A 21,877-nucleotide genomic window follows, 5' to 3' on the forward strand; every position below is an offset into this window, starting at 1 on the left:
TTTTACCTACCACTGTGAAGCTGAACAAAAATATCAAAATATTCGTCAACTACTTCCTGGGGCCGATATTGTTTATCTGGCTGGCATGGTCTATTTATAAACAAATCAGCGCTCAGGAAGATATAGGCACTGCCCTTCAACATATAAAAAATGCATTTACCGGACCTGAAATCGCTTACCTGATTGCTGCCATTCTGTTGATGCCCGTCAATCTGGGATTGGAGTCGTACAAATGGATGCTTGCAGTAAGGCGTGTGCAGGATATCAGCCTAGGAAAAGCGTTCAAAGCTGTTTTCTCGGGCGTTGCTTTTTCTATTAGTACGCCTAATAGTCTGGGAGATTACGTAGGACGCGTGCTGTATATGGACGATGGGAAACGAATTAAGGCTATTTCACTCACTATTGTTGCCAACATAAGCCAATTGATAGTAACCATACTCATGGGGGCGTTGGCGCTTTTCTTTCTTAAGAATACATTAACGAAATCGGACCTATTATCTACAATATTTGTAAATACTGTTCTAAGTAGCTCTGTTTTAGCGCTTATTATACTATTATTGTTCTATTTTAGACTACCTTGGTTAGTCAGAATCATAGATAACTTGCCACAATTCAAAAAATTTTCGTGGATAACCGAAGCTGTAGAACATGTAGATGCAACTTTGCTGGTAAGGTTTTTGTCATTATCTATAGGAAGATTCGTAATTTTTAGCTTACAATATTTTTTATTATTTAAATTGTATGGTGTTGAGATTAATGTTTTTGAGTGTTGGATGAGCATTAGTGTGATGTTTCTAGTAATGACTGCCATACCCACAATAGCTCTTTTTACGGATGTAGGACTAAAAAACGAATTAAGTATACGGTTGGTGGGGTTGTTCAGCTCTAATCATTTGGGCATCAGCCTTACCTCATTGAGCGTGTGGCTTATTAATTTGGTAATTCCCGCTCTCATAGGAAGTATATTAATCCTCGGCATTAAAAATATTCTTAAGGATAGAAACAAACATGAATAAAATTAGACTATCAATACTACTGCTATCACTCGTGATTGTTGCCAGTGGAAGCAAAGCACCAGAAGCATCTCGTGAAATAAACACGAACTGTAGCCTGCCCAATACATCTTTCAAAGCAGGAGAAAAGGTGGGCTTTATAGTGTACTATACAGCTGCAAAATTAATTAACGTAGCTGCCGGTGCAGGATCGTTCACTACCACCCAGGAAAAATTGAACGGGCGCGATGTTTATCATATAGTAGGTGAAGGGCACACCTTACCATCCTATGAGTGGGCTTATAAGGCTAAAGATATTTATGAAACTTATATTGACACAGAAACCCTACTACCATTAAAGTTCGTACGAAATGTCAACGAAGGTGGCTATAAAAAGTATCAAAATGTAAGTTTTAACCGCACGGCTAATACAGCTATTAGCAGTGAAGGAGTATTTAAAATCCCAGAATGTACGCACGATGTAGTAAGCGCCGTTTTCTGGGCTCGTAATATTAATTACGATTTACTGAAACCTTCGGATAAAATACCTATTAAAGTATTTCTTGATAATGAAATGCACACGATTTATGTAAGATACCTAGGTAAAGAAACAATTACTACCAAGTACGGAAAATTCAAAACCATCAAAATAAAACCCTCAACTATTAAGGGTACTATTTTTAAAGATGATGACAAAATGGTGGTTTGGGTAACCGACGATGCTAACAAAGTGCCGGTAAGAGTAGAAAGTCCCATTATCGTAGGAAAAGTAAGAATAGATATGACCAGCTTTGAAAACCTGCGCAATCCTATGACCGCGCTAATTCAGAAACTTTAATCACTATTTAATCTTTTTTGGCGTGCAGAGTAAATCCTACTGTGGTGCCCACACCTGGTGTACTGCGAATATGAATGGTTTGGTCGTGGGCTTCGATGATATGTTTACAAATGGCAAGGCCTAAACCGCTACCGCCCACATACATGCTACGCCCTTTGTCGGTACGATAAAATCGCTCGAAAATACGAGAGAGATACTCTTCTGGAATGCCGATACCGTCATCACTGATTTCTACCAGTATGCGCTTATCATCTGTTATGTAGATACCGGCTTTGATAGTACCGTTTTTCTTACCATAACGAATGGCGTTTTCGAGGAGATTGATAACAACCTGTCTAATTTTTTCCTTGTCGGCATGCACCACCACGGGTGTGTCGCACCCTTTCTTAATATTGAAGCGAATATTATTGGCTTCGGCATGTATGGAAATACTTTCAAAGGCATCTTTCAACAAATCCTGAATCACAAAATTTGTTTTATTTAATATCAGTTCCCCCCGCTCCAAACGCGATATTTCATCCAGATCGTTTAATAATCCCGTCAGCCGCTCTATATTCTTAGCTGCCTTTTGCAAAAATTTTTTGCGCAGTGTCGGGTCATCTGAATCTTCCTGTAGTAACGTATCCACATAACTTTGTATGGCGAAAATGGGAGTCTTGAATTCGTGAGAAAGGTTCTGCAGAAACTCTCTTCTGAAAGCTTCATTGGCCTTTAGCTGCTCCATCTTCTTCTGGTTCTCCTGGGCCCATGCCTCTACATCATCCGCTACTTCATCAATACTTTTTTTGGGGAGAATATATTTATAATACATCTTCTCCCGCTTGGTAGCCTTTGTTTGATAAATAAGCTTATAAATTAGCTTTATTTTACGATAGATAAACTTATGCAGTACAAAAGAAATGAGCGCATACCCTCCTACCAATAGCACAAAAAAAGAAGCTGATGCCAGAAGCCAGCGCTGTTCTATAATATACAACAAGATGCTTACCGGCAGCGAAAGTGCCAATGCGGTATAAAAAGCCAATTGCTTAGGTGATAAATTTTTTGTACTTAACATTTCATTAAACGCATTCAGTATATATCGTAATGGAAGCTCATATTTCAAATTTGTATCCCACTCCTTTCACCGTAGTAATACAATCTAACTCCAGCTTCTGACGTATTTTTCGAATATGAACATCAATAGTTCGATCACCTACAATTACATCATTACCCCAAACGGCGCTTAAAATTTCGTTTCGAAGAAATACGCGGCCGGGTTTTAGAGCCAACAAATAGAGTAGCTCAAACTCCTTTTTAGCTAACACCACTTCCCGATCATCTACCAGCACAATAAACCGCTCGGGATCGATTGTAATATTAGCTACTTTAATAATCTTGCTGGAGACCTCTTTCTGCACCCTCCGTAATAATGCAGCCACACGGCTCAACAATACTTTGGGACTTATAGGCTTGCTCACATAATCATCAGCACCGGTTTCTAATCCTCTAATTTGCGTCAGTTCATCATTCAGTGCTGTTAAAAACATAATCAATGTGTCCTTAAACTGCTCCTGTGCCCGTAAAATCTGACAAACTTGTACGCCATTCTTTTTAGGCATCATCATATCCAGAATAATCAAGCTGGGCCTATGCTTCATGGCCTTATCTATGGCTTCATCACCATTACTAGCTGTAATTACCTCGTAACCCTCTTTAGCCAGATTATAGGATAAGATTTCCAGAATGTCGAGCTCGTCGTCAGCAATTAGTATTTTATGGCCTTTAGTATCCATTAAAAATAATAATTTAAGGCAAACGTAGTGGTAATTTATATAAAACCGAAAAAAACGCTGTGATTCAACACCATACTTAATAAAAAATTAATAAAGCATCTCTAAGCAACTTTGTATACTTTTTAAAAAAAACGGCGCAATTATTGCTTGTATATGCATGATTTACCTAATGTTACATTTATAAAAGACCATTGTACCAAGTGCTATGAAGTTATTATCGAATATTACCTGGAAAAAGTTTATACCATTTCTCGTCCTATTGCTATTTACCATAAATGCGGATGCTCAGCGCAGAAAAAGAAAAAAGAATCAGAAAGAACAACCTGTTCAGGTAGTAGTTGATACAATTCCTGCTTATACAGTGCCCATCACCCGGCAATTGATGCATGAAAAAGTTGACAAAGAACAACTGGCACTTCTTGCCATAGACGGGGTAGCAGACAAAACCATTAAGATTTCGAAAGATGCAAAACTGAATGAGGCTATTACGGAAGCCGCTATAAAAAAAGTGGACTGGTTGCAATATGAAATAGAATCTAACGATACCATTGATGCGCGCTTAAAAGCCCATTATCTGAATGGGATAACCGAAATACTAAAGCATGTAAAAACCACTGCGCGAAGCAAACAGGCGCCTATTTATCAATTACCCCAAATAATTGCCACTTATAAAGATTTGATACTTGCCGATGTACACAAAAAATCCATCGCACCACTTATCGAACCACTTTCTTATGAAGTAGCTACTACCGTATTACTCCCTCGAATATTTAAGGACAATCCGGGCTATCCTGATGTTCGCAATATCATGATTCTAAAAACAGCCGGAGTTTCTGACGAAAAAACCTTTGCTGCTTTAAAAGAATATCCGGATGCACCTTTTACCGACAGCCTTATAAAAGTGATAGGCCATAATAACCCACGGCTCTTGTATGATTATGCGCAATCGAATAATCGATTCAGCTACCGCATTCAGAATATTGATGACGACCCTTTTATCAAAACTGTGGTAGATATAGCGCGTAATCCTAGCAAAGGTGGACAATTTTATTTTCCCTTTCTGGACAATATCGTAAAAGGGAAAATTACTATTGAAGATATAGACAATGTAAAAAATGACCCTGTAAAATACTTTCGTCTACTGGTACAAACACAAATAGAATATACAGAACGTGCATTAAAAGGTGATACTGCTATAGAATTTGCCAGCCTTACCAAAAAGCTGGAACAAAAAGCTAAGGACGAATTTGTTGCAAAAATCAACGGACTGCACGAACTGCCCGATGCCGTTCGCTTCCGCAGTATTCAACCGCTCACAGCCGAAGAGCTGTACTATGTAGCAGTATTAACGCATGGGCTCATTTATACTAGCAGTTACACCAACGGAGTGTATCCACTTATGATGCGTAAAGCTGAAAATAAAGGCGACGAGTTATTGAAAAAATTACACTTCGATCATTATAGAAAATTTATCAGCCAAGCAGCATCCTATAATACACTGAAGCACTTTCTGAGTACCTTTTCCAATCCAGCAGATGCGCATGAGCTGATGAAAGCATTTGTAAGTGGATTAGAAAAAACCGATGGCGTAGAGGACGGTGTGGATGTAGCAGATTCTTATGCCAGCATTGCAGAAGAATTGCCTGAAGTGGCCACAGAAATGCTTGCCAATATCAAAGATAATTTGGAAAGAAATAAAACAGCAGGTAATAAAAAAGGCATCGCTATATACGATATTTTATACAAACTGTTTTTATCAGCAGACACTACCAATCAGATTAACCTTACTGCCGAACTAGGTATTCCTCCGGTGTATAGTGTTCCTTTCTCATCCCTTACAAATGAAAACGGGGAAGTTATTTGCCAAGTGTTCTTTTATGGAGATAGTGATGGACGCAATATCTTCAACGGATTTGTTAACATGTTTGCCAATAGTAATTGGAAAATCGACGGAAGCAATAAAGAGTGGGTGGTTATAAAGTCTGCTAAAGGAAAACCTGTTTCTATTTATGCCAACAGACCGCTGGATGAAAACAAAGGACTTGACGACCAGGCGCAGCGATCACTCAATGCTTATTTGGAAGAAAATAATTTACGACCTACTGTTACCATTCACCGCGGTCATAGCTATTATGCCGAAACAACAATCGGCTATATGTCGCCCTATTCCAAAGTAGTGTTTATGGGATCATGCGGAGGTTTTAATCTTATCGATTCTATTCTTAAAAAATCGGATGATGCGCATATTATCGCTTCCAAACAAATAGGACGTACTGCCATCAACAAACCATTCTTCCTGTTGCTTACTGAAAAACTCAGAAACGGGAAAGATATAGAATGGATCCCCTTTTGGAAAGAATTTAAAATGCGTGCGAATGTAGCTGGATTTGAAGACTATATTCCTCCATATAAAAACCTAGGCGCCATTTTTATAAAAGCTTATAAAAAAGAAACAGGGGAAGATGTGTAACACAACAAGCGGTATTCATTGTTGTTGCTGTTGTTGCTGTATTTGCTCCATATAATATCGGTAAGAGTTTTTCTTTTCCTTTAAAGAAGTATCGGTAAGATTTGACGATCTGTAAGCAAATATAGGATTGGCTACCACGTCGCCGGCCTCGGCGACTTCTTTTTTGTTATAAATAGATACCGATACTTCAAGTACATGATCGGAAGAGCCTTTATAAGTTCCTTTCACAGGAGTGCAATCTGAAAAATTTCTACCTACAGCCAATCGGATATGTCGGTCACTGGCAATACAGTTATTAGTAGGATCTAATCCCACCCATCCATAATCAGGCACATAAGCTTCTACCCATGCATGTGTTGCACCCTCGCCTCTAAACTCATGATCTTTGGGGCAAATATATCCGCTTACATAGCGTGCAGGAATACCTATGTACCTTAATATCCATAAGAGAAAATGGGCGAAATCCTGACACACGCCGGCTTTTAACCTCCATATTTCATCAACGCTAGTTTCCACACTAGTTACACCTTTTTTGTATTCAAAATTTTTAAAAATGTATTCCGAAAAAATACGGGCGTTTTCAAAAGGTGTTCTTTGTTCGTCATATAAAGAGTGAATAAAACTTTTAATATTTTCCTCTTCTTCCAGGTGTTCTTTTTGCAAAAAGTCGATATAAGGTAGACGTTCACAAGCTTCGCGCAACAAACCCCATTGTTTATCAGCTGGACTCTCAATCTCCGGCAATTGAATCTCGTGTGTTACAACCTCTGCTTCGGACACAATCTGCAACTCTGAGAGTGGCTCTACAATAGTAAAAACGCCCACCTGATTACCGAAAAAATCGGTAAACACTTCTACATTCGGATTTTTAGTAATCGTTATCTTATGCCTAAGTACATTTTGAAAACCATCGTTAATGGGGTATAGTTTGATTTGATTCGCGCACTCTACCACTGGGTTTCCATAAGAATAACGAGTAATATGCTTTACATTATAAGCCGGCATAGGCAATTTATTTGATCAATGTTATTACTAGGGTTAATTGTAGCCAAAATAATGCTTATTAAAAGCAATAGCAATATTATATAGATCTGATCGAGTTTGATTCAGCAAAGCTCCAATACTGACTCCGCCTTTCAAATCACAAGTACTATACTTGAGATTATTATACGCCTTCCCGATTAGAAAATCCAGATGTGTAAAACTTTCCGGAATACTTTGTCCCTCTAGTCACTTAAAATAACGACTGATATGAGACATACAATAAAGTATAGAGTGTACAAAGCTTTCATCATAAAATACCTGTTTCATAATAGTATCAGGAGTCATTATGCCTCTCGAAGTCTTGAGATACACCTCATAACCCGATAGAGAATACAACAGGTACCTTAGCGAAGGGAGCGTTAATTCATCATCTAATCTATAGTTTACCTCTTTCAGTTTAATATCCGACACATCGGTAATAATGATAGCACGCTCCACAAAACGTCCTACATTTAAAAAACTATATGCTTCACCTCTAGACATAGTAATATCAATAGTGCCGTACAATAACAAACTATGTCGGATCAATGCATCTAAAGCAGTTATAGGATCGCCGGACTGAATAGTTTGACGAATACTAGGTTCTCTAATGAGCAGGTAATAGGCATTCAGATTGTGCCACATTTCCTTGGTGATATGGTCCTGAACCGCTCTTGCATTTTCTCTGGATCGGGTAATGCTATTGATTAACGAAGCTTCGTTTTCTTTGCCAAGCATCACATATTCCAGCACTGCTCGTGAGTTATATTGGATGGTTTCCATCTCTGATGGAGATAAATAACCATAAGTCTGCAAAACCGATCTCCAGTTATATTGTTTAATCTCATCTTGCGAAGCCACGTAATTCGTACGCAATACCCTAAGCAGACCATTAGTTCTTTCCATATAGCGGGCCATTCAAAATACCGACTCTGCTACACGACTTAACATAAGTGATTTTTAAAATTTCGATTAGTGAATGATTGTATAAATGATACTATTAGCTTCCCAATACCCAAGTATCCTTACTACCACCTCCCTGAGAAGAGTTTACTACTAAGGAACCTTCCTTTAATGCAACACGAGTAAGACCTCCTGGTACAATACTAATACCATCAGGGCCATACAACGCAAAGGGGCGCAAATCTACCCTACGCGGCTGCATTTTGCCATCGATATAACAAGGAGAAGTAGACAAATTAATGATAGGTTGTGCAATAAAACTTCTGGGGTCTTCAAGAATGGCTTTTTTGTAAGTTTCCATTTCCTCCTCCGAGGCTTTGTTACCTATCAACATTCCGTAACCTCCCGACTCATTGGTTTTTTTAATCACCATTTTATCCATATTGGCAAAAACCATTGATCGGTTTTCGGGAACATCCAATGCATATGTGGGAACGTTTTTAAGAATAGGTTCTTCGTTTAGGTAATAGCGAATCATTTCGGGTACGTAAGCATAAACGACCTTATCATCGGCCACTCCATTACCCATCGCATTTACAATTGCTACATTACCTTTACGATAAGCCCAATAAATACCCGGTACGCCTAAGATGCTATCAGGCCTAAACACGAGCGGGTCCATAAAATCGTCATCTACACGGCGATAAATTACATCTACCTTCTTCAGACCTGCGGTAGTTTTCATGTATACATGATGATTTTCCACCACAAGATCACGCCCCTCTACCAACTCAATTCCCATCAGACGTGCGAGTGTGGTGTGTTCGAAATAAGCAGAGTTATAAACGCCAGGCGTTAACAATACAACTGTGGGATTACTAGTTTGTCGGTTTGCCAACCCGAGCAAATTTTTCAATAAAAAAGAAGGATACTCAATTACACTGCGCACATTGTTTTTGGGAATAAGGTCAGGAAAAATGCGTACGGTCATACTTCGGTTTTCCAGCATATACGAAACTCCCGACGGCGTTCGCAAATTATCTTCCAGAACATAAAAACTTCCATCGGCATCGCGTACTAAGTCTATCCCCGCAATGTGGGAATAAATATCAAAGGGCACATCCACATACATCATCTCTCATAGAAATAAGGGGCAGGAGTAAATAAGCTTTAAAGGGATAATACCATCTTTGATGATAAACTGCTGATGATAGATATCTTTCAAGAATATATTAAGTGCCTTTAGCCGTTGCTTGATGCCTGTTTCTATTACACTCCATTCCTCGGACGAGATAACGCGGGGAATAATATCAAAGGGGAAAGTTTTTTCTACCCCTTCCCTATCGCTGTAAACGGTAAAAGTTATTCCCTGAGTCATAAATAATTTTTTGGCGAGATCGTCCTTTCCTTCCATTTCCTCATGACTAATACCCTCAATGGATCTTACGAACTGCTCATATATCGGGCGCACACCATCCTCCCCCATTAGCTCATCCCATATATCTTCTTGTGGATTGTAAGACTCTAGAATTTTAGGAATTGTCATAAGCTCGTAGTTTATATTAACAAATTACCCAATACAAGCAAACTCACATTTCACAGGTTGAGATACAGATTAATTTCCGCCCTATAAATATATATAAAATAATCTAATGTAGCATATTGCAAAAGCAAGTTTAATACGGTAATTTTTGTAGGTTTGGCGAATGAATGAATTGCTAGCTATATCATTTCAATCTGCATCCCGAATTAAAGCCTATCAAGAGCAAAGGCTAGGAGATTTACTTAATTATCTGAATACCCATTCAGCTTTTTACAAAAAACTGTTTGAGGAAAATAACATCGCGATACAGAAAATAAAAACTATAGAAGATCTTGTTCATATTCCTCCTACCGAAAAAGAACATCTGCAATTACATAACGAACAATTTATATGTGTACCTCGAAATAAGATTATAGAATATACAGCTACATCCGGCACTGTAGGAAGTCCGGTAACGGTTGCCCTTACCGAAAACGATTTACAGCGTCTCGCCTATAATGAGTATTGTTCCTTTGTTTGTGCCAATGGCACCTCTGAGGACGTATATCAACTAATGCTGACATTGGATCGTCAGTTCATGGCAGGCATGGCTTATTACAGTGGTATCAGAAAGCTGGGAGCGGGTGTAGTACGGGTAGGACCAGGCGTCCCATCGTTACAATGGGAAACCATTGAACGTTTAAAACCTACAGCCATTGTTGCAGTGCCGTCATTTATCATCAAACTCATTCAATATGCAGAGGAACATCAGATTGATGTTAACAAAACTTCAGTAAAGAAAGCTATATGTATTGGAGAGAATATCCGCGACGAAAAACTGCAGCCCAATATACTGCATCAGAAAATTATCGATAAATGGAATATCAAGCTATTTTCTACCTACGCCTCTACGGAAATGCAGACGGCATTTACCGAATGTGAAGCAGGAAGAGGCGGACACCTGAATCCCGAACTACTGATTGTTGAACTTTTGGACGAATCAGGACAGCAGGTCCCTTACGGTGAACCGGGCGAGGTAACTATTACCACTTTAGGAGTGGAAGGTATACCCTTGTTGAGATATAAAACCGGCGACATCTGCATTGCTTACAACGAGCCCTGCTCTTGCGGGCGTCATACTTTAAGACTGTCTCCAGTTATCGGCCGTAAAAAGCAGATGATTAAGTACAAAGGAACCACCCTTTTTGCACCGGCACTTTTTGAAATTATTCATCGCACCGATGCGGTTAAAGAATACGTTGTAGAAGTTTATAGTAATGAAATCGGCACCGACGAGGTGTTGCTACACATTGTTCCTACCGATAATCAGGAAGAAACACTAAACAAGATCAAAGCCTACCTACAGGCCAAGTTGCGTGTAACACCACATATCAAAGTTGTCGATGCCGACACAATGCAGAAAATGCAATTTCCTGATGGCGTAAGAAAACCCGTAAAATTTGTAGACAAACGAAAAACTACGCAGCAGGTATAGCTGTATAATTAATACTTATAATCAATAGCCTCTTTATAACCTTGCAGGTTTAAACGAAGGTGTTTATATCCTTTTACCTTTAGGGAAGAGATATTAAAACTGTAGGTACGAGAAACTTTATCTTTATCACACGGCTCATCGCCACTCTCTTGCAATTTAAAATACAGCTTTAGATAGCGTTGAGGTGGTGCAGATTCGGCCACACGGTCAGAGTCTAACAATTTCACCTCCCAAGAGGCATCGTTACAGGAGTTAGCAGTAATAGTAACAGAAAGCGTATTATCCGTCAGCTTTACATCATCAATACTATAGGAGTCACTCTCTGCCTGTTTATAAAAATTGTTATTAATCATCAGACGCTCGTCGCTGCTTATTACATTTCTGTACTTAGTTCCACATGCAAAACCGACTAATACAACATACGACAGTAATAAAAGAAATCCGTTTTTCATATTCATAGCATTTTACAATTAAAGACGGACAGCCGAATCAGATTGCTGCAGTGAAACCCCAAAAAATTGATTTATTTTTTGACATAGAAGAAACTATAATATATCCAAGATACACTCGAATCACTCAGGCGACCTGTTTAGTACAGTCAGCGATTAATTAAGTATCGACTAATAGCGAATAGAACTATTATTGAAGAAATAGTTATTAAGCTATTTGTGATATTATTTATTTGACAAACAATGCACTTTTTTATACTCTGTATTTTATTTAAATTGTAGCAGATAAACGGTTGCAATGAGAAAGAGATGCTTTTGGGTAATGGTTATATGCTTGTGTACCTTCACACTGACTTATGCTCACAATCCAGTATTTAATATAGAACAATACGATAATCGAAATGGGCTTTCCAACAGTGCCATTAATCATTTATTTATAGATAGGGATAGGATTTTGTGGATAGGTACCTGGGATGGACTGAACTATTACGACGGTTCCTCATTTCAACATGTCAATTATGCAAGACCAGAAAATCATTCAGGTATTAGCCATAACGTAATACAATATGTGCAGGAAGATGCCTCTAATAATATATGGATTACTACAATAGGAGGAATATCCAGACTTAATAAAACAACAGGAGTTATATATAATTACTTTTATAACACCAACCCTAATGAAAGCTTAAGCGAACACGAATATGGTCTTGCTGTTAATAGAGAAAATAATCTGATATATGCATACAGCCCCAGACAGGGTTTACTGTTTTATGACAATCAAAAACTAGAATTTATTCCCATCAAAGTTCCTGTGCATTACGGAAAACCAGTAAAACTGTTGACGCAGGGCTCGCATCTTTATCTCTTAAACACGGAAGGCACACTTCACACGTTCGCCATTAACAACCATCAGCTACAACACAAACATGTTTTGTCAGGCATAAAAAATTGTTTTATCGTAGAGAATAAATTATTTGTAACAGATGCCAATAAATTTCTGAACATATATCACAATGATGTACTCTTACAAAAACTAATCATACCAGACTACATTAATGCCATTGGTTATTACAAGCAACATTATCTGTTTTCCTGGGCTGAAAAAGGATTTGCCGTATATGACAGTACTTTTAGAGCTTCGTCTTACATGAATGATTTAACTCGCACTTATAGCGAAATAAAAATAACAGCATTTGGCAGCAATAAAGACGGGTCGCTTTGGATAGGTACCGATGGCAACGGAATATTAAAGATTACACCACGCTCGCAAGCATTTGGATTAATCAGCTTTACCAATTTGAACATCCCTTACAATGTTCCCGTGCGAACATTTTGCCAGCAAGACAACGATTTGTGGGTAGGAACAAAAGGAAAAGGCATCATTGTTTTAAAAGACTTTGCCACTTCTCCTACCTTACAACAATCGGCATACAAAACCTTTTCTTATCCTTCCGAATTAGACAACAACTCGGTATATGCGCTCAAAGCCAGCCGTTATTACCCTTTAATTTATATAGGAAGCGATGCGCTAGGGCTAGGTATTTTTCATAAACCCTCCAACCGCTTTTATAAATGGAAAGACATCGAGGGTCATGAACAGATAGGCAGTTTCGGTTCGGTGTACACCATTTTTGAAGATACGGATAGCTCTCTATGGCTAGGCACTAGCGGCTACGGTCTCATCCATATCAAATTCAACATTCAGCATAGTAAAATCAGTATTGCTCGCTATGAGAAATTCGTAGCCAACGGTAGCGAAAAAGGGCCCATCAACAACATCATCTATACTATTGCTGATGGCGGTAATGATTATTTATGGATAGGCTGCCGATACGGAGGTTTGAACTTGTTTCACAAACAACGAAAACTATTTAAAGAATTCACTCGTGTTCCCGAAGACAAAGCCCTATCCAATAACGATGTACTGTACGTCTATAACGATTCCAAAGGAAATATTTGGGTGGGCACGAGCTATGGTTTAAATCTGTTGAAGAATGCGCAAACACTCCGAGATCGAGCAGAAATTATCCGATTGGGTAAAGAAGAAGGACTGCCCAACAATACGATTCATGGTATTACCGAAGATGCTCAGGGCAATATATGGATTAGTACCAATAAAGGAATAGCCAAAATTACTCAGCTAGGTAAAATCATCATTACTTATCAAGAATCGGATGGGTTGCAAAGCAGTGAGTTTTCCGATGGCTCCGTATGGAAAAATGAAAACAATAGAATCTTTTTCGGCGGAATTGCAGGATTCAACAACTTCGATCCTGCCGAAATCCATTCCGACCCATTTTTGCCCAATCTCTTAATCAATAATCTGATTTTAGGTGGTGTTGCAGATAACCCGCACAAACTGCTCGTCATTCCTCCTAAAACTACCTTCGGTTTTATCTCTCAGCAATTGGAACGAAAAAGTAATTATTTCGAACTAAGTCTAAAACCCATCAACTTTGACAAAGCCGAAAAATGCGCCATCAGCTATCAACTGGTAGGATATGATAAAAGCTGGCATACCGAAAAAGGAACGGTTAAAATCACTTACAGCAATCTTCCGGTAGGTAGTTACAAATTAAGAGTCAAATGGAGCAACGGCGAAAACACTTGGTCGGAAGAAAAAGAAATTCTACAACTCACCGTGAAACAATACTGGTGGCTCACCAACTGGGCATTACTTCTTTACAGCATCGTAGTAGCGGCTATTGTTTATACCATTTATAAATATAGAAGAGATAGCATTGCCGAAAAACATAAACTCGAAAAAGAAAAATTAGAACGAGCTAAAGAAGAAGAAATTCACCAAAATAGAATCAGCTTTTTTACAAACATTGCGCACGAATTACAAACACCACTCACCATCATTATGGGATGTTTTGATCGCATATTGGACAAAAAAAATGATACCGGCGCAGACTCTAACGAACATCGTAAAAACCTTTTTTACAAAAATCTGATTCAACAACAGACAGCCAAGCTTACTTATCTGCTGCAACAATTATTTGAGTTCAGAAAAATTGAAACACCCTACTTTCAAAAAGACATTCATTATATAGATATCACGGCATTGTTGAAAAACCTTGCTGAACCTTTTGTGCCCATCAGCGATAATAAACAACTTCATTACGAATATCATATTGAAGAAAATATTCAGGGAGGTCTGGATAAGGATAAAATAGAAAAAATCGTATTCAATCTCTTATCCAATGCATTCAAATACACACCGGACCACGAAAGTATCCGTTTCGAAGCATCAAAAATTAACAAGCAGCTGCACATTTCTGTGTTTAATTCGGGCATACAACTCCACAACGAGCAGGTACAAAAACTTTTCGATCTTTTCTACACATCATACGACCGAAAAAATCACACCGACAGATTCGGCACCGGCATTGGTTTAGCATTTACCAAACAACTCGTTGACTTAATGGAGGGCTCAATTCGCGTTTATAACAAAGAAGACGGAGTATGCTTTGAAGTAAACCTTCCCATACAGGAAGCTGACCATATTCATTTATTATCCGATAATGTACAACCTTCCTATTTATATAACATTCTTACACGCTCGCAAAAGCAGCTCCATTATCAACCGCCTACTAGTATCAATAAAAATACTGTTCTCAACACCATTGTTGAAGAAGATAAGGACACTATTATTATAGTGGAAGATGAAGCCGAAATACGCTATCTGCTAAGGGATATTTTAAAAGAGCATTATCATATTTACGAAGCAGAAAACGGTTCGGAAGGCCTTCATTTAATACATCAATACCGCCCTGCTCTGGTCATTTCCGACGTTGTGATGTCACAAATGGACGGGTTGGAACTTTGTAATATTATCAAAAACACGAATGCGATATGTCATATCCCCGTTATCCTGCTTTCAGCTAAAAGTACCGATGAACAACAACTACAGGGTTATGATGCCGGAGCCGATGCTTATATCCCTAAACCATTCAATCCCAAACATTTATTGATACGTGTCAAAAAACTTATCGAATATAGAAAAAAAGTTCATGCGGTTTTAAAAGAAAACAATCTAGGTGCAGACATTAAAACTCTGGGGCTTCAGAACGAAGACGAAGCCTTTTTAATGAAAGTATATGAAATCATACAAGATCACTTAATCGACCCCGATCTTAATGCACAATTCCTGGAAAAAAAATTGTGTATGAGTCGCATGCAGCTTTACCGAAAATTAAAAAGCCTCAGCAACATGACTCCAAATGAATTTATCAAAAATGTAAGATTGACCACAGCGGCCAAGTTACTTCAAACCACCAAACTTCCCGTTGCGGATATTTTCTATCAAACAGGTTTTAATAACCAGTCTTATTTCTTCAGAGAGTTTAAAAAGAAATATCAACTATCTCCAAATGAATACAGAGAAAAATTCCTAAATAAGGCATAAATCATTGATTATCACATATTGATACTATTGTACAGTAATTTGATATCATAGTACAGTGCTGCCCACTGGCCTCGTTCGTAGGTTTGATGTCACATAACGATGCTTGTCTCCACCCGTATCTTGGAGGCTTCACATCTTACCTAACTATCGGCTTGCCGTAAAGCTGCTAGAGGGAGTAACCATAACGATAACTTCTAAAACACGCATATGAAACGAAAAACTGGAATCTGTTTTCTCGCAAAAATGCACCTGCATTCCCTGTTGCAAAAAGTATTATTAGCCATAATGCTTTTGACAGGAGGTTCAATGTATGCTCAGTTTACCAACAATCAGCTTAGTGGAAAAGTAATCAACCTTGCCGGCGAACCATTGGCCGGGGCTACCATTTCTATTAAAGAAACGGCTCAAACGGTGGTGGCCGATGCCGAAGGAAATTTCACTATTACAGCTAGCGAAAACAACACATTAGTTATCAATTATGTAGGATATAATCCTTACGAATCACCAATAAAAAACATCAATAGTTTCACTTTTATCTTAGCTCCTACCGGCGGAGCCCTTACCGATGTGGTAGTAATGGGGTATACATCGCAAAAAAAGGCCAGTGTAACGGGCTCCGTAACGGTTGTAGATCTTAACAATCTACAAAAAACCAAGTCTCCAGATGTAATCCAAGCCTTACAAGGTCAGGTATCCGGGGTAATGATTCAAAGTAGCACCGGACAGCCGGGAGATGCTATCGAAATCCGCATCCGCGGTATTGGAACCATAGGTAATGTAGATCCACTATATATTGTCGATGGCGTTCCTACCAAAAATCTCACATTTTTGGATCCCGCCGACATTCAAAGCATGTCGGTATTAAAAGATGCTTCGGCCACTGCCATTTATGGTTCAAGAGCGGCAAATGGTGTGGTAATCTTTACCACCAAAAGGGGTAGCAAAGGGAAAAGTAATGTAGTGGTAGACTATTATACAGGCATCACCCGTCCTTCTCGCTTGCCGAAAATGCTCAATGCCGAACAATATTTAACCGTAAAAGATATAGCTTGGCACAATACCGCCGGAAATGATCCTGCAGCTACCAGTCCTTATGCAGCATTAAAAGCATCAGGCAATTATGCTAATACCAACTGGCTAGATGAACTTTTCACTACCGGTACATCGAACAAACTGAACGTTTCGGCTAGTGGAGGCTCAGACAAAGTACAATACTACTTATCGGCAGGATACTATTATGCCAATGGTATCATTATAAAGAAAAACGACGCTTTCAAGCGTTTCAATATGCGCGCCAATATCAATGCTAACATAACCGATAGGTTAAGCGCAGGCGTCAATTTTCAGTTGATCAATGCTACACAAGATAAACTTTCATCCAGTGGCGATGCACCCGGTATCATCAGGCATGCTTTATTACGTCCACCGGTAATTTCTGTATATAAAGACCCATCTGATCCTACATATAAAGCATCAGATCCTTTTACCGATTTGCCTTTCTATGCACAAAATCTGGCTGCCAACGGTGGACGTTGGAATGGTGCGCAAAACTATTTTGAATTTACAGCCAACCCTATTGCTTTAGTACATTATACCGACAATAAACTCAAAAACTTTAGAAACTTCGGAAATGCATATCTGGAATACAGTTTTCTGCCTGACAAATCATTAAAACTGCGTTCTAGCTATGGCGGAGACATTATCTTCTTCCATAACAAAGCCTTCTATCCCAACTTCGGTGATGATGATGGGGGTGGCGGTCAATATGCCGGTATGGGACGTCAGAACAGACCTAACAGCTTGGTAGAATTAAGAAGTCAGGTAAGTACATTGGTTATCAGTAACACTTTAAACTATCAGAAACTACTACAAGACAGACACAGCTTGAATGTGCTGCTAGGTCACGAATACATCAAAAACAAAGAAGACAATTTAAGTGGTAGCAGAATCGACTTTGATAAGGATGATCCGGCATTCAGATTCTTAGACTACGGTAATACTACCACCGGCCTCTGGAACGGTGGTACACAACCCAATAACTGGGCGTTGATGTCTTTCTTTGCTTCGGCCAACTATGGTCTCGATAACAAATATTACCTGAACGGAACACTACGTGCTGATGGTTCTTCTAAGTTCGGACCTAACAATAAATGGGCGTTTTTCCCGTCTATTGCAGCAGCATGGGTAGTTTCGAGAGAAGACTTTATGCAATCTGCTAACTGGATCAACAACCTAAAGTTAAGAGCAAGCTGGGGTGTATCCGGTAATCAGGAAATTCCGAATGATGCTTACCAAACCGTAGTATCACAAGTGGGTGGAGTTGTCAATATCATCCGCTACGGCAACCCCGACTTGAAATGGGAAGCTACCAAGCAAACCGATATCGGTTTCGACTTAGACATCTTTAACAACCGACTCTTCATTTCAGCCGACTACTATCACAAACGTACTGAAGACATTTTGTTGGCAGTCCCGTTGCCGGCCGTATCAGTAGGTGTAATTCAGCCTACTTATGTAAATGCAGGAGTAGTCACTAACAAAGGTTTTGAAGCTGCCATATTATATCGCAGTAATAGACAGCATGCATTTAGATACGAAATAGGTGCCAATGTTACCACACAAAAGAATATCGTAAATAAACTTTACGAATTTGTACCCAATATTATCGACAATAACAGCAGAACCATTACATTACCCGGTTATGCAATTAACTCCTACTACGGACTGGAGTTTGTAGGTATCTATCAAAATCAAAGCGAAATCGACAACTATTTATTCAGCAACACCAACGGTGCTAAACCAGGCGACATCAAATTCAGAGATGTAAACAATGACGGACAAATCGACGATAACGACCGTGTGGTGCTGGGTAACAATATTCCTAAGCTGTTCTACGGTTTCAATTTCAATGCATCGTACAAAAACTTCGATCTTTCGTTCCTATTCCAAGGTGTACAAGGGGTGCATAGATACAATGATTTGAAACAAATATTGAACTATGACACACGTCCGTTCAACTCCACAACAGCTGTGCTGGATTCTTGGAACGGCGAAGGTTCCACTAATACTACGCCAAGATTGACCTTTAATGATAACGGGGGTAGCAAAATCTCCAGCATCTTTGTAGAAAACGCTTCTTATCTGCGTTTGAAAAACATAGAACTGGGCTATACTTTCAGCATCCATAAACTTAATCTCAATAAGTGCCGTGTGTATCTCTCTGGACAAAATCTGCTCACCTTCACAAAATATAGTGGTCTGGACCCTGAATCTACTTTATTAAAAGATCAGGGGACCTATCCGCAATTGAAAGGATTTATTCTTGGAGCTAGATTCAATTTCTAACAATTCAAACTAACAGCAATGAAAAGAAGTTACATATATATAGGCATTATCACCTGCATGCTTACAACAAGTTGCAAAAAACAACTTACATCAGAATCTATAGGTCTTCTAACACAGGAACAAGCTAATACCACTCCCACACAAACAACTGTAGAAACGGCAGTAAGATCTTCGTATAAGATGCTGGCCAATACCTTAAACATTTTAGGAGAGTGGGATTGGGCCGGCGGCTTGGTATTTCAAAACGATATAGTGTTGTCCGATATCGCCTCCGACGATATGGAGAAAAAATGGGTATCAGATGGAGACCAACCTTGGATGGACGAGATCAACAACTTTACCTTCACAGCATCTAATGGTGGTCCAAACGGATTGTGGAAATACAACTATGAAGGCATCAAAAGGCTGAACATTGCCATCGGACATTTGACCAATCCTTCCATAGAACAAATAACAGGAATTTCCACCGCCAGAAAAAACCAATTATTAGGTGAGAGCTATTTCTTAAGAGCCTACTACTATTTCTCTCTAGTGATCAATTTTGGAGACGTTCCGTTAATTACCAAAACCGTGGAGTCTTATCAGGAGGCTTTTGATGTGGCCGTACGCGCTCCGAAAGAAGATGTATGGAATCAGATCAAAACCGACTTAGCTGCCGCCAAACCGTTATTGCCAAATACTAAATACAGCTCCGACACAGAACGGTGGCGCGTTTCTAAAGGTGCCGTCATTGCACTCCAAGCGAAAGCAGCCCTATATACCCAACAATGGAACGATGTGATCACTTATGTGAAAGAATTGGAGGATACGCACTTCTATGATTTAAACACAAATTACTTCAGCAGTTTTAATACTGAGTTTACCGACAATGAAGTGATTTTTGCATACGATCACACATCCAACGAAATACCCCGAAACGGCAACGGATACTGTGCCGTAATTGGTTGGGGGTTCTTTGCGCCTAGTACAGATTTCTTAAACTCTTTCGAGCCTAACGATCCCAGAAAACTCTACACTGTAAACACCGTTACTCAAAATCCTAATAAGCTATTAGGTTCATTAGACGGTACCAACAAAGGCAACGATGATGCCCCCAACAACAAAATCTTAATTCGGTATGCCGATGTGTTGCTTTGGAAAGCCGAGGCATATTTGGAAACCGGCGACTATGCCAACGCTATAGCGTACATTAATAAAATTCGTCAAAGAGCACGTAACACCATTACGGCAGAAGGGAATTACGCTCCGGCCGGTACATTACCCGACCGTCCTAGTTCTACCGATAAAGCAACCGTTAAAAATTGGCTGATTGCAGAAAGACGTGCCGAACTGGGATTCGAAAATCATCGCTTTTACGATTTGAGAAGATGGGGTATTGCAAAACAAGTATTGAATGCATTAGGCAAAAACTTTCAGGATCATCACTATTTATATCCCATTCCGCAAAGCGAAATAGATGCATCCGCACAAACACTAAAACAAAACCCTAAATATTAGTTTCTACTCTACAAGATTCCCCAGTATAAGCCGAGCTTATGGCTCGGCATGGGTGAGTCTTATATCGAAACATCAACTTTAAATGCACTAATAAAAATCCTTATGAGCGACATCGCAAAGCGTTTTGCACAAAATCCGTTGTTAAAACCCTCGGATCTGCAACCCAGCATCGAAGGGATGAAAATTGCCTGTCTTTTAAATCCAGGTGTATTTACTTACGACAATAAAACCTGGATGCTGATTAGGGTAGCAGAGCGCCCTGTTCAAAAAGAGGATACCATCTCGTTTCCGATTCTAAAAGAAACCGGAACGATGGAGATCATCGAAATTAAAAAAGATGATCCGGAATTGATGGCCGATGATCCGCGAGTGATTCGATATAAAGGTTCTGATTATTTAACTACCCTCTCGCATTTGAGATTGGTATGCAGCGAAGATGGTGTGCATTTCTCACAACCCGAAAACTATCCTTTGTTATTAGGTTCTGGCAAATGGGAAACCTTCGGTATAGAAGACTGTAGAGTGAGCAAATTGGACGATACTTACTATCTCACTTACACCGCGGTTTCTGAAAATGGTGTGGCGGTGGGATTGCGTACCACAAAGAATTGGAAACAATTTGAACAAAAAGGATTGATTTTTCCGCCGCATAATAAAGACTGCGCCATATTCGAAGAGCGCATCAATGGAAAATACTATGCTTTTCATCGACCCAGCAGTGTAGAAATTGGCGGCAACTATATATGGTTAGCTTCTTCTCCAGATGGCATCCATTGGGGTCAACACCAATGCATCGTTAAAACACGCGAAGGCATGTGGGATTCGGCAAGAGTAGGTGCCGGTGCGGCTCCTATCAAGACTAAAGACGGATGGTTGGCCATTTATCATGGCGCCAATAAAGAACACGTGTATTGCCTCGGTGCTTTCTTATTGGATTTACACAACCCCGGAAAAGTATTGGCACGTACCGAAGAACCCATCATGATGCCCACCGAAGATTATGAACTGCATGGCTTTTTCGGAAAAGTGGTGTTTACCAACGGGCACATCGCTCACGACGATGAAGATACCATAACCGTTTACTATGGAGCTGCCGATGAGTTCATCTGCGGCGCTCGGTTTTCTATTCAAGAAATCTGCTCCTATTTAAAATGAGT

13 protein-coding genes and 1 pseudogene are annotated in these 21,877 nt (G+C 39.4%); 8 read left to right on the top strand and 6 right to left on the bottom strand.

The annotated features are described in order from the left end of the window. Window positions 1-14: 14 nt before the first annotated feature. Together V2H41_RS09850 and V2H41_RS09855 are read left to right on the top strand one after the other, a co-directional pair. Window positions 15-1,016: a lysylphosphatidylglycerol synthase domain-containing protein gene (locus V2H41_RS09850; protein WP_330974986.1), complete on the top strand. Its 1,002-nt coding sequence runs from the start codon at window positions 15-17 to the stop codon at window positions 1,014-1,016. Continuing rightward, window positions 1,009-1,830: a DUF3108 domain-containing protein gene (locus tag V2H41_RS09855; RefSeq protein ID WP_330974987.1), complete on the top strand. Its 822-nt coding sequence runs from the start codon at window positions 1,009-1,011 to the stop codon at window positions 1,828-1,830. The genes V2H41_RS09850 and V2H41_RS09855 overlap by 8 nt, the downstream gene beginning before the upstream one ends. Window positions 1,831-1,837: 7 nt before the next feature. Here the strand turns inward: V2H41_RS09855 and V2H41_RS09860 are convergent, their stop codons facing one another. Both V2H41_RS09860 and V2H41_RS09865 read right to left on the bottom strand, forming a co-directional pair. Beyond that, window positions 1,838-2,887, bottom strand: coding sequence for a sensor histidine kinase (locus V2H41_RS09860; protein WP_330974988.1), 1,050 nt, complete (start codon window positions 2,885-2,887; stop codon window positions 1,838-1,840). A 37-nt stretch (window positions 2,888-2,924) separates the two neighbouring features. Continuing rightward, a complete protein-coding gene (locus V2H41_RS09865; protein ID WP_330974989.1) occupies window positions 2,925-3,605 on the bottom strand; it encodes a response regulator transcription factor in 681 nt (226 codons plus the stop codon). 205 nt (window positions 3,606-3,810) lie between these two features. Here V2H41_RS09865 and V2H41_RS09870 point away from each other — a divergent pair, with 205 nt between their 5' ends. Then, window positions 3,811-6,075: a hypothetical protein gene (locus V2H41_RS09870; protein WP_330974990.1), complete on the top strand. Its 2,265-nt coding sequence runs from the start codon at window positions 3,811-3,813 to the stop codon at window positions 6,073-6,075. A 15-nt stretch (window positions 6,076-6,090) separates the two neighbouring features. On the opposite strand, the gene V2H41_RS09875 is transcribed toward V2H41_RS09870, so the two are convergent. The 3 genes and pseudogenes from V2H41_RS09875 to V2H41_RS09885 all read right to left on the bottom strand — a co-directional run bounded on the left by V2H41_RS09875 (window position 6,091) and on the right by V2H41_RS09885 (window position 9,547). Next, on the bottom strand, window positions 6,091-7,080 hold the full coding sequence (locus V2H41_RS09875; RefSeq protein WP_330974991.1) for a transglutaminase family protein: 990 nt from the start codon (window positions 7,078-7,080) through the stop codon (window positions 6,091-6,093). 225 nt (window positions 7,081-7,305) lie between these two features. Then, on the bottom strand, window positions 7,306-8,004 hold the full coding sequence (locus V2H41_RS09880; protein ID WP_330974992.1) for an alpha-E domain-containing protein: 699 nt from the start codon (window positions 8,002-8,004) through the stop codon (window positions 7,306-7,308). A gap of 94 nt (window positions 8,005-8,098) precedes the next feature. Beyond that, window positions 8,099-9,547, bottom strand: a pseudogene (locus tag V2H41_RS09885) (circularly permuted type 2 ATP-grasp protein). A gap of 160 nt (window positions 9,548-9,707) precedes the next feature. Between V2H41_RS09885 and flxY the strand changes: the two are divergent. Continuing rightward, a complete protein-coding gene (gene flxY, locus V2H41_RS09890; protein ID WP_330974993.1) occupies window positions 9,708-11,018 on the top strand; it encodes a flexirubin biosynthesis putative acyl-CoA ligase FlxY in 1,311 nt (436 codons plus the stop codon). A gap of 8 nt (window positions 11,019-11,026) precedes the next feature. Here the strand turns inward: flxY and V2H41_RS09895 are convergent, their stop codons facing one another. Beyond that, on the bottom strand, window positions 11,027-11,470 hold the full coding sequence (locus V2H41_RS09895) for a hypothetical protein (RefSeq protein WP_330974994.1): 444 nt from the start codon (window positions 11,468-11,470) through the stop codon (window positions 11,027-11,029). A 295-nt stretch (window positions 11,471-11,765) separates the two neighbouring features. On the opposite strand from V2H41_RS09895, the gene V2H41_RS09900 reads away from it, so the two are divergent. From V2H41_RS09900 to V2H41_RS09915, 4 genes are all read left to right on the top strand, one after another. Beyond that, entirely contained in the window at window positions 11,766-15,878 is a 4,113-nt protein-coding gene (locus V2H41_RS09900; protein ID WP_330974995.1) for a hybrid sensor histidine kinase/response regulator, read from the top strand. Window positions 15,879-16,085: 207 nt separating this feature from the next. Further along, complete coding sequence (locus V2H41_RS09905; protein WP_330974996.1) at window positions 16,086-19,223, top strand: SusC/RagA family TonB-linked outer membrane protein; 3,138 nt, start codon at window positions 16,086-16,088, stop codon at window positions 19,221-19,223. Between the two features lie 18 nt (window positions 19,224-19,241). After that, the gene (locus V2H41_RS09910) at window positions 19,242-20,720 is read left to right on the top strand and encodes a RagB/SusD family nutrient uptake outer membrane protein (RefSeq protein WP_330974997.1); all 1,479 of its coding nucleotides are present in this window, start codon (window positions 19,242-19,244) and stop codon (window positions 20,718-20,720) included. A gap of 102 nt (window positions 20,721-20,822) precedes the next feature. Beyond that, entirely contained in the window at window positions 20,823-21,875 is a 1,053-nt protein-coding gene (locus V2H41_RS09915) for a glycoside hydrolase family 130 protein (RefSeq protein WP_330974998.1), read from the top strand. Window positions 21,876-21,877 lie beyond the last annotated feature (2 nt).

The organism is Niabella digestorum (assembly GCF_036409055.1).
GTDB lineage: Bacteria > Bacteroidota > Bacteroidia > Chitinophagales > Chitinophagaceae > Niabella > Niabella composti.

Bases quoted from the DNA above. Each gene is read 5' to 3' on its own strand.
- V2H41_RS09855 (WP_330974987.1), top strand. From the start codon at position 1,009: ATGAATAAAATTAGACTATCAATACTACTGCTATCACTCGTGATTGTT.
- V2H41_RS09860 (WP_330974988.1), bottom strand. From the start codon at position 2,887: ATGTTAAGTACAAAAAATTTATCACCTAAGCAATTGGCTTTTTATACC.
- V2H41_RS09865 (WP_330974989.1), bottom strand. From the start codon at position 3,605: ATGGATACTAAAGGCCATAAAATACTAATTGCTGACGACGAGCTCGAC.
- V2H41_RS09870 (WP_330974990.1), top strand. From the start codon at position 3,811: ATGAAGTTATTATCGAATATTACCTGGAAAAAGTTTATACCATTTCTC.
- V2H41_RS09875 (WP_330974991.1), bottom strand. From the start codon at position 7,080: ATGCCGGCTTATAATGTAAAGCATATTACTCGTTATTCTTATGGAAAC.
- V2H41_RS09880 (WP_330974992.1), bottom strand. From the start codon at position 8,004: ATGGAAAGAACTAATGGTCTGCTTAGGGTATTGCGTACGAATTACGTG.
- flxY (WP_330974993.1), top strand. From the start codon at position 9,708: ATGAATGAATTGCTAGCTATATCATTTCAATCTGCATCCCGAATTAAA.
- V2H41_RS09895 (WP_330974994.1), bottom strand. From the start codon at position 11,470: ATGAAAAACGGATTTCTTTTATTACTGTCGTATGTTGTATTAGTCGGT.
- V2H41_RS09900 (WP_330974995.1), top strand. From the start codon at position 11,766: ATGAGAAAGAGATGCTTTTGGGTAATGGTTATATGCTTGTGTACCTTC.
- V2H41_RS09905 (WP_330974996.1), top strand. From the start codon at position 16,086: ATGAAACGAAAAACTGGAATCTGTTTTCTCGCAAAAATGCACCTGCAT.
- V2H41_RS09910 (WP_330974997.1), top strand. From the start codon at position 19,242: ATGAAAAGAAGTTACATATATATAGGCATTATCACCTGCATGCTTACA.
- V2H41_RS09915 (WP_330974998.1), top strand. From the start codon at position 20,823: ATGAGCGACATCGCAAAGCGTTTTGCACAAAATCCGTTGTTAAAACCC.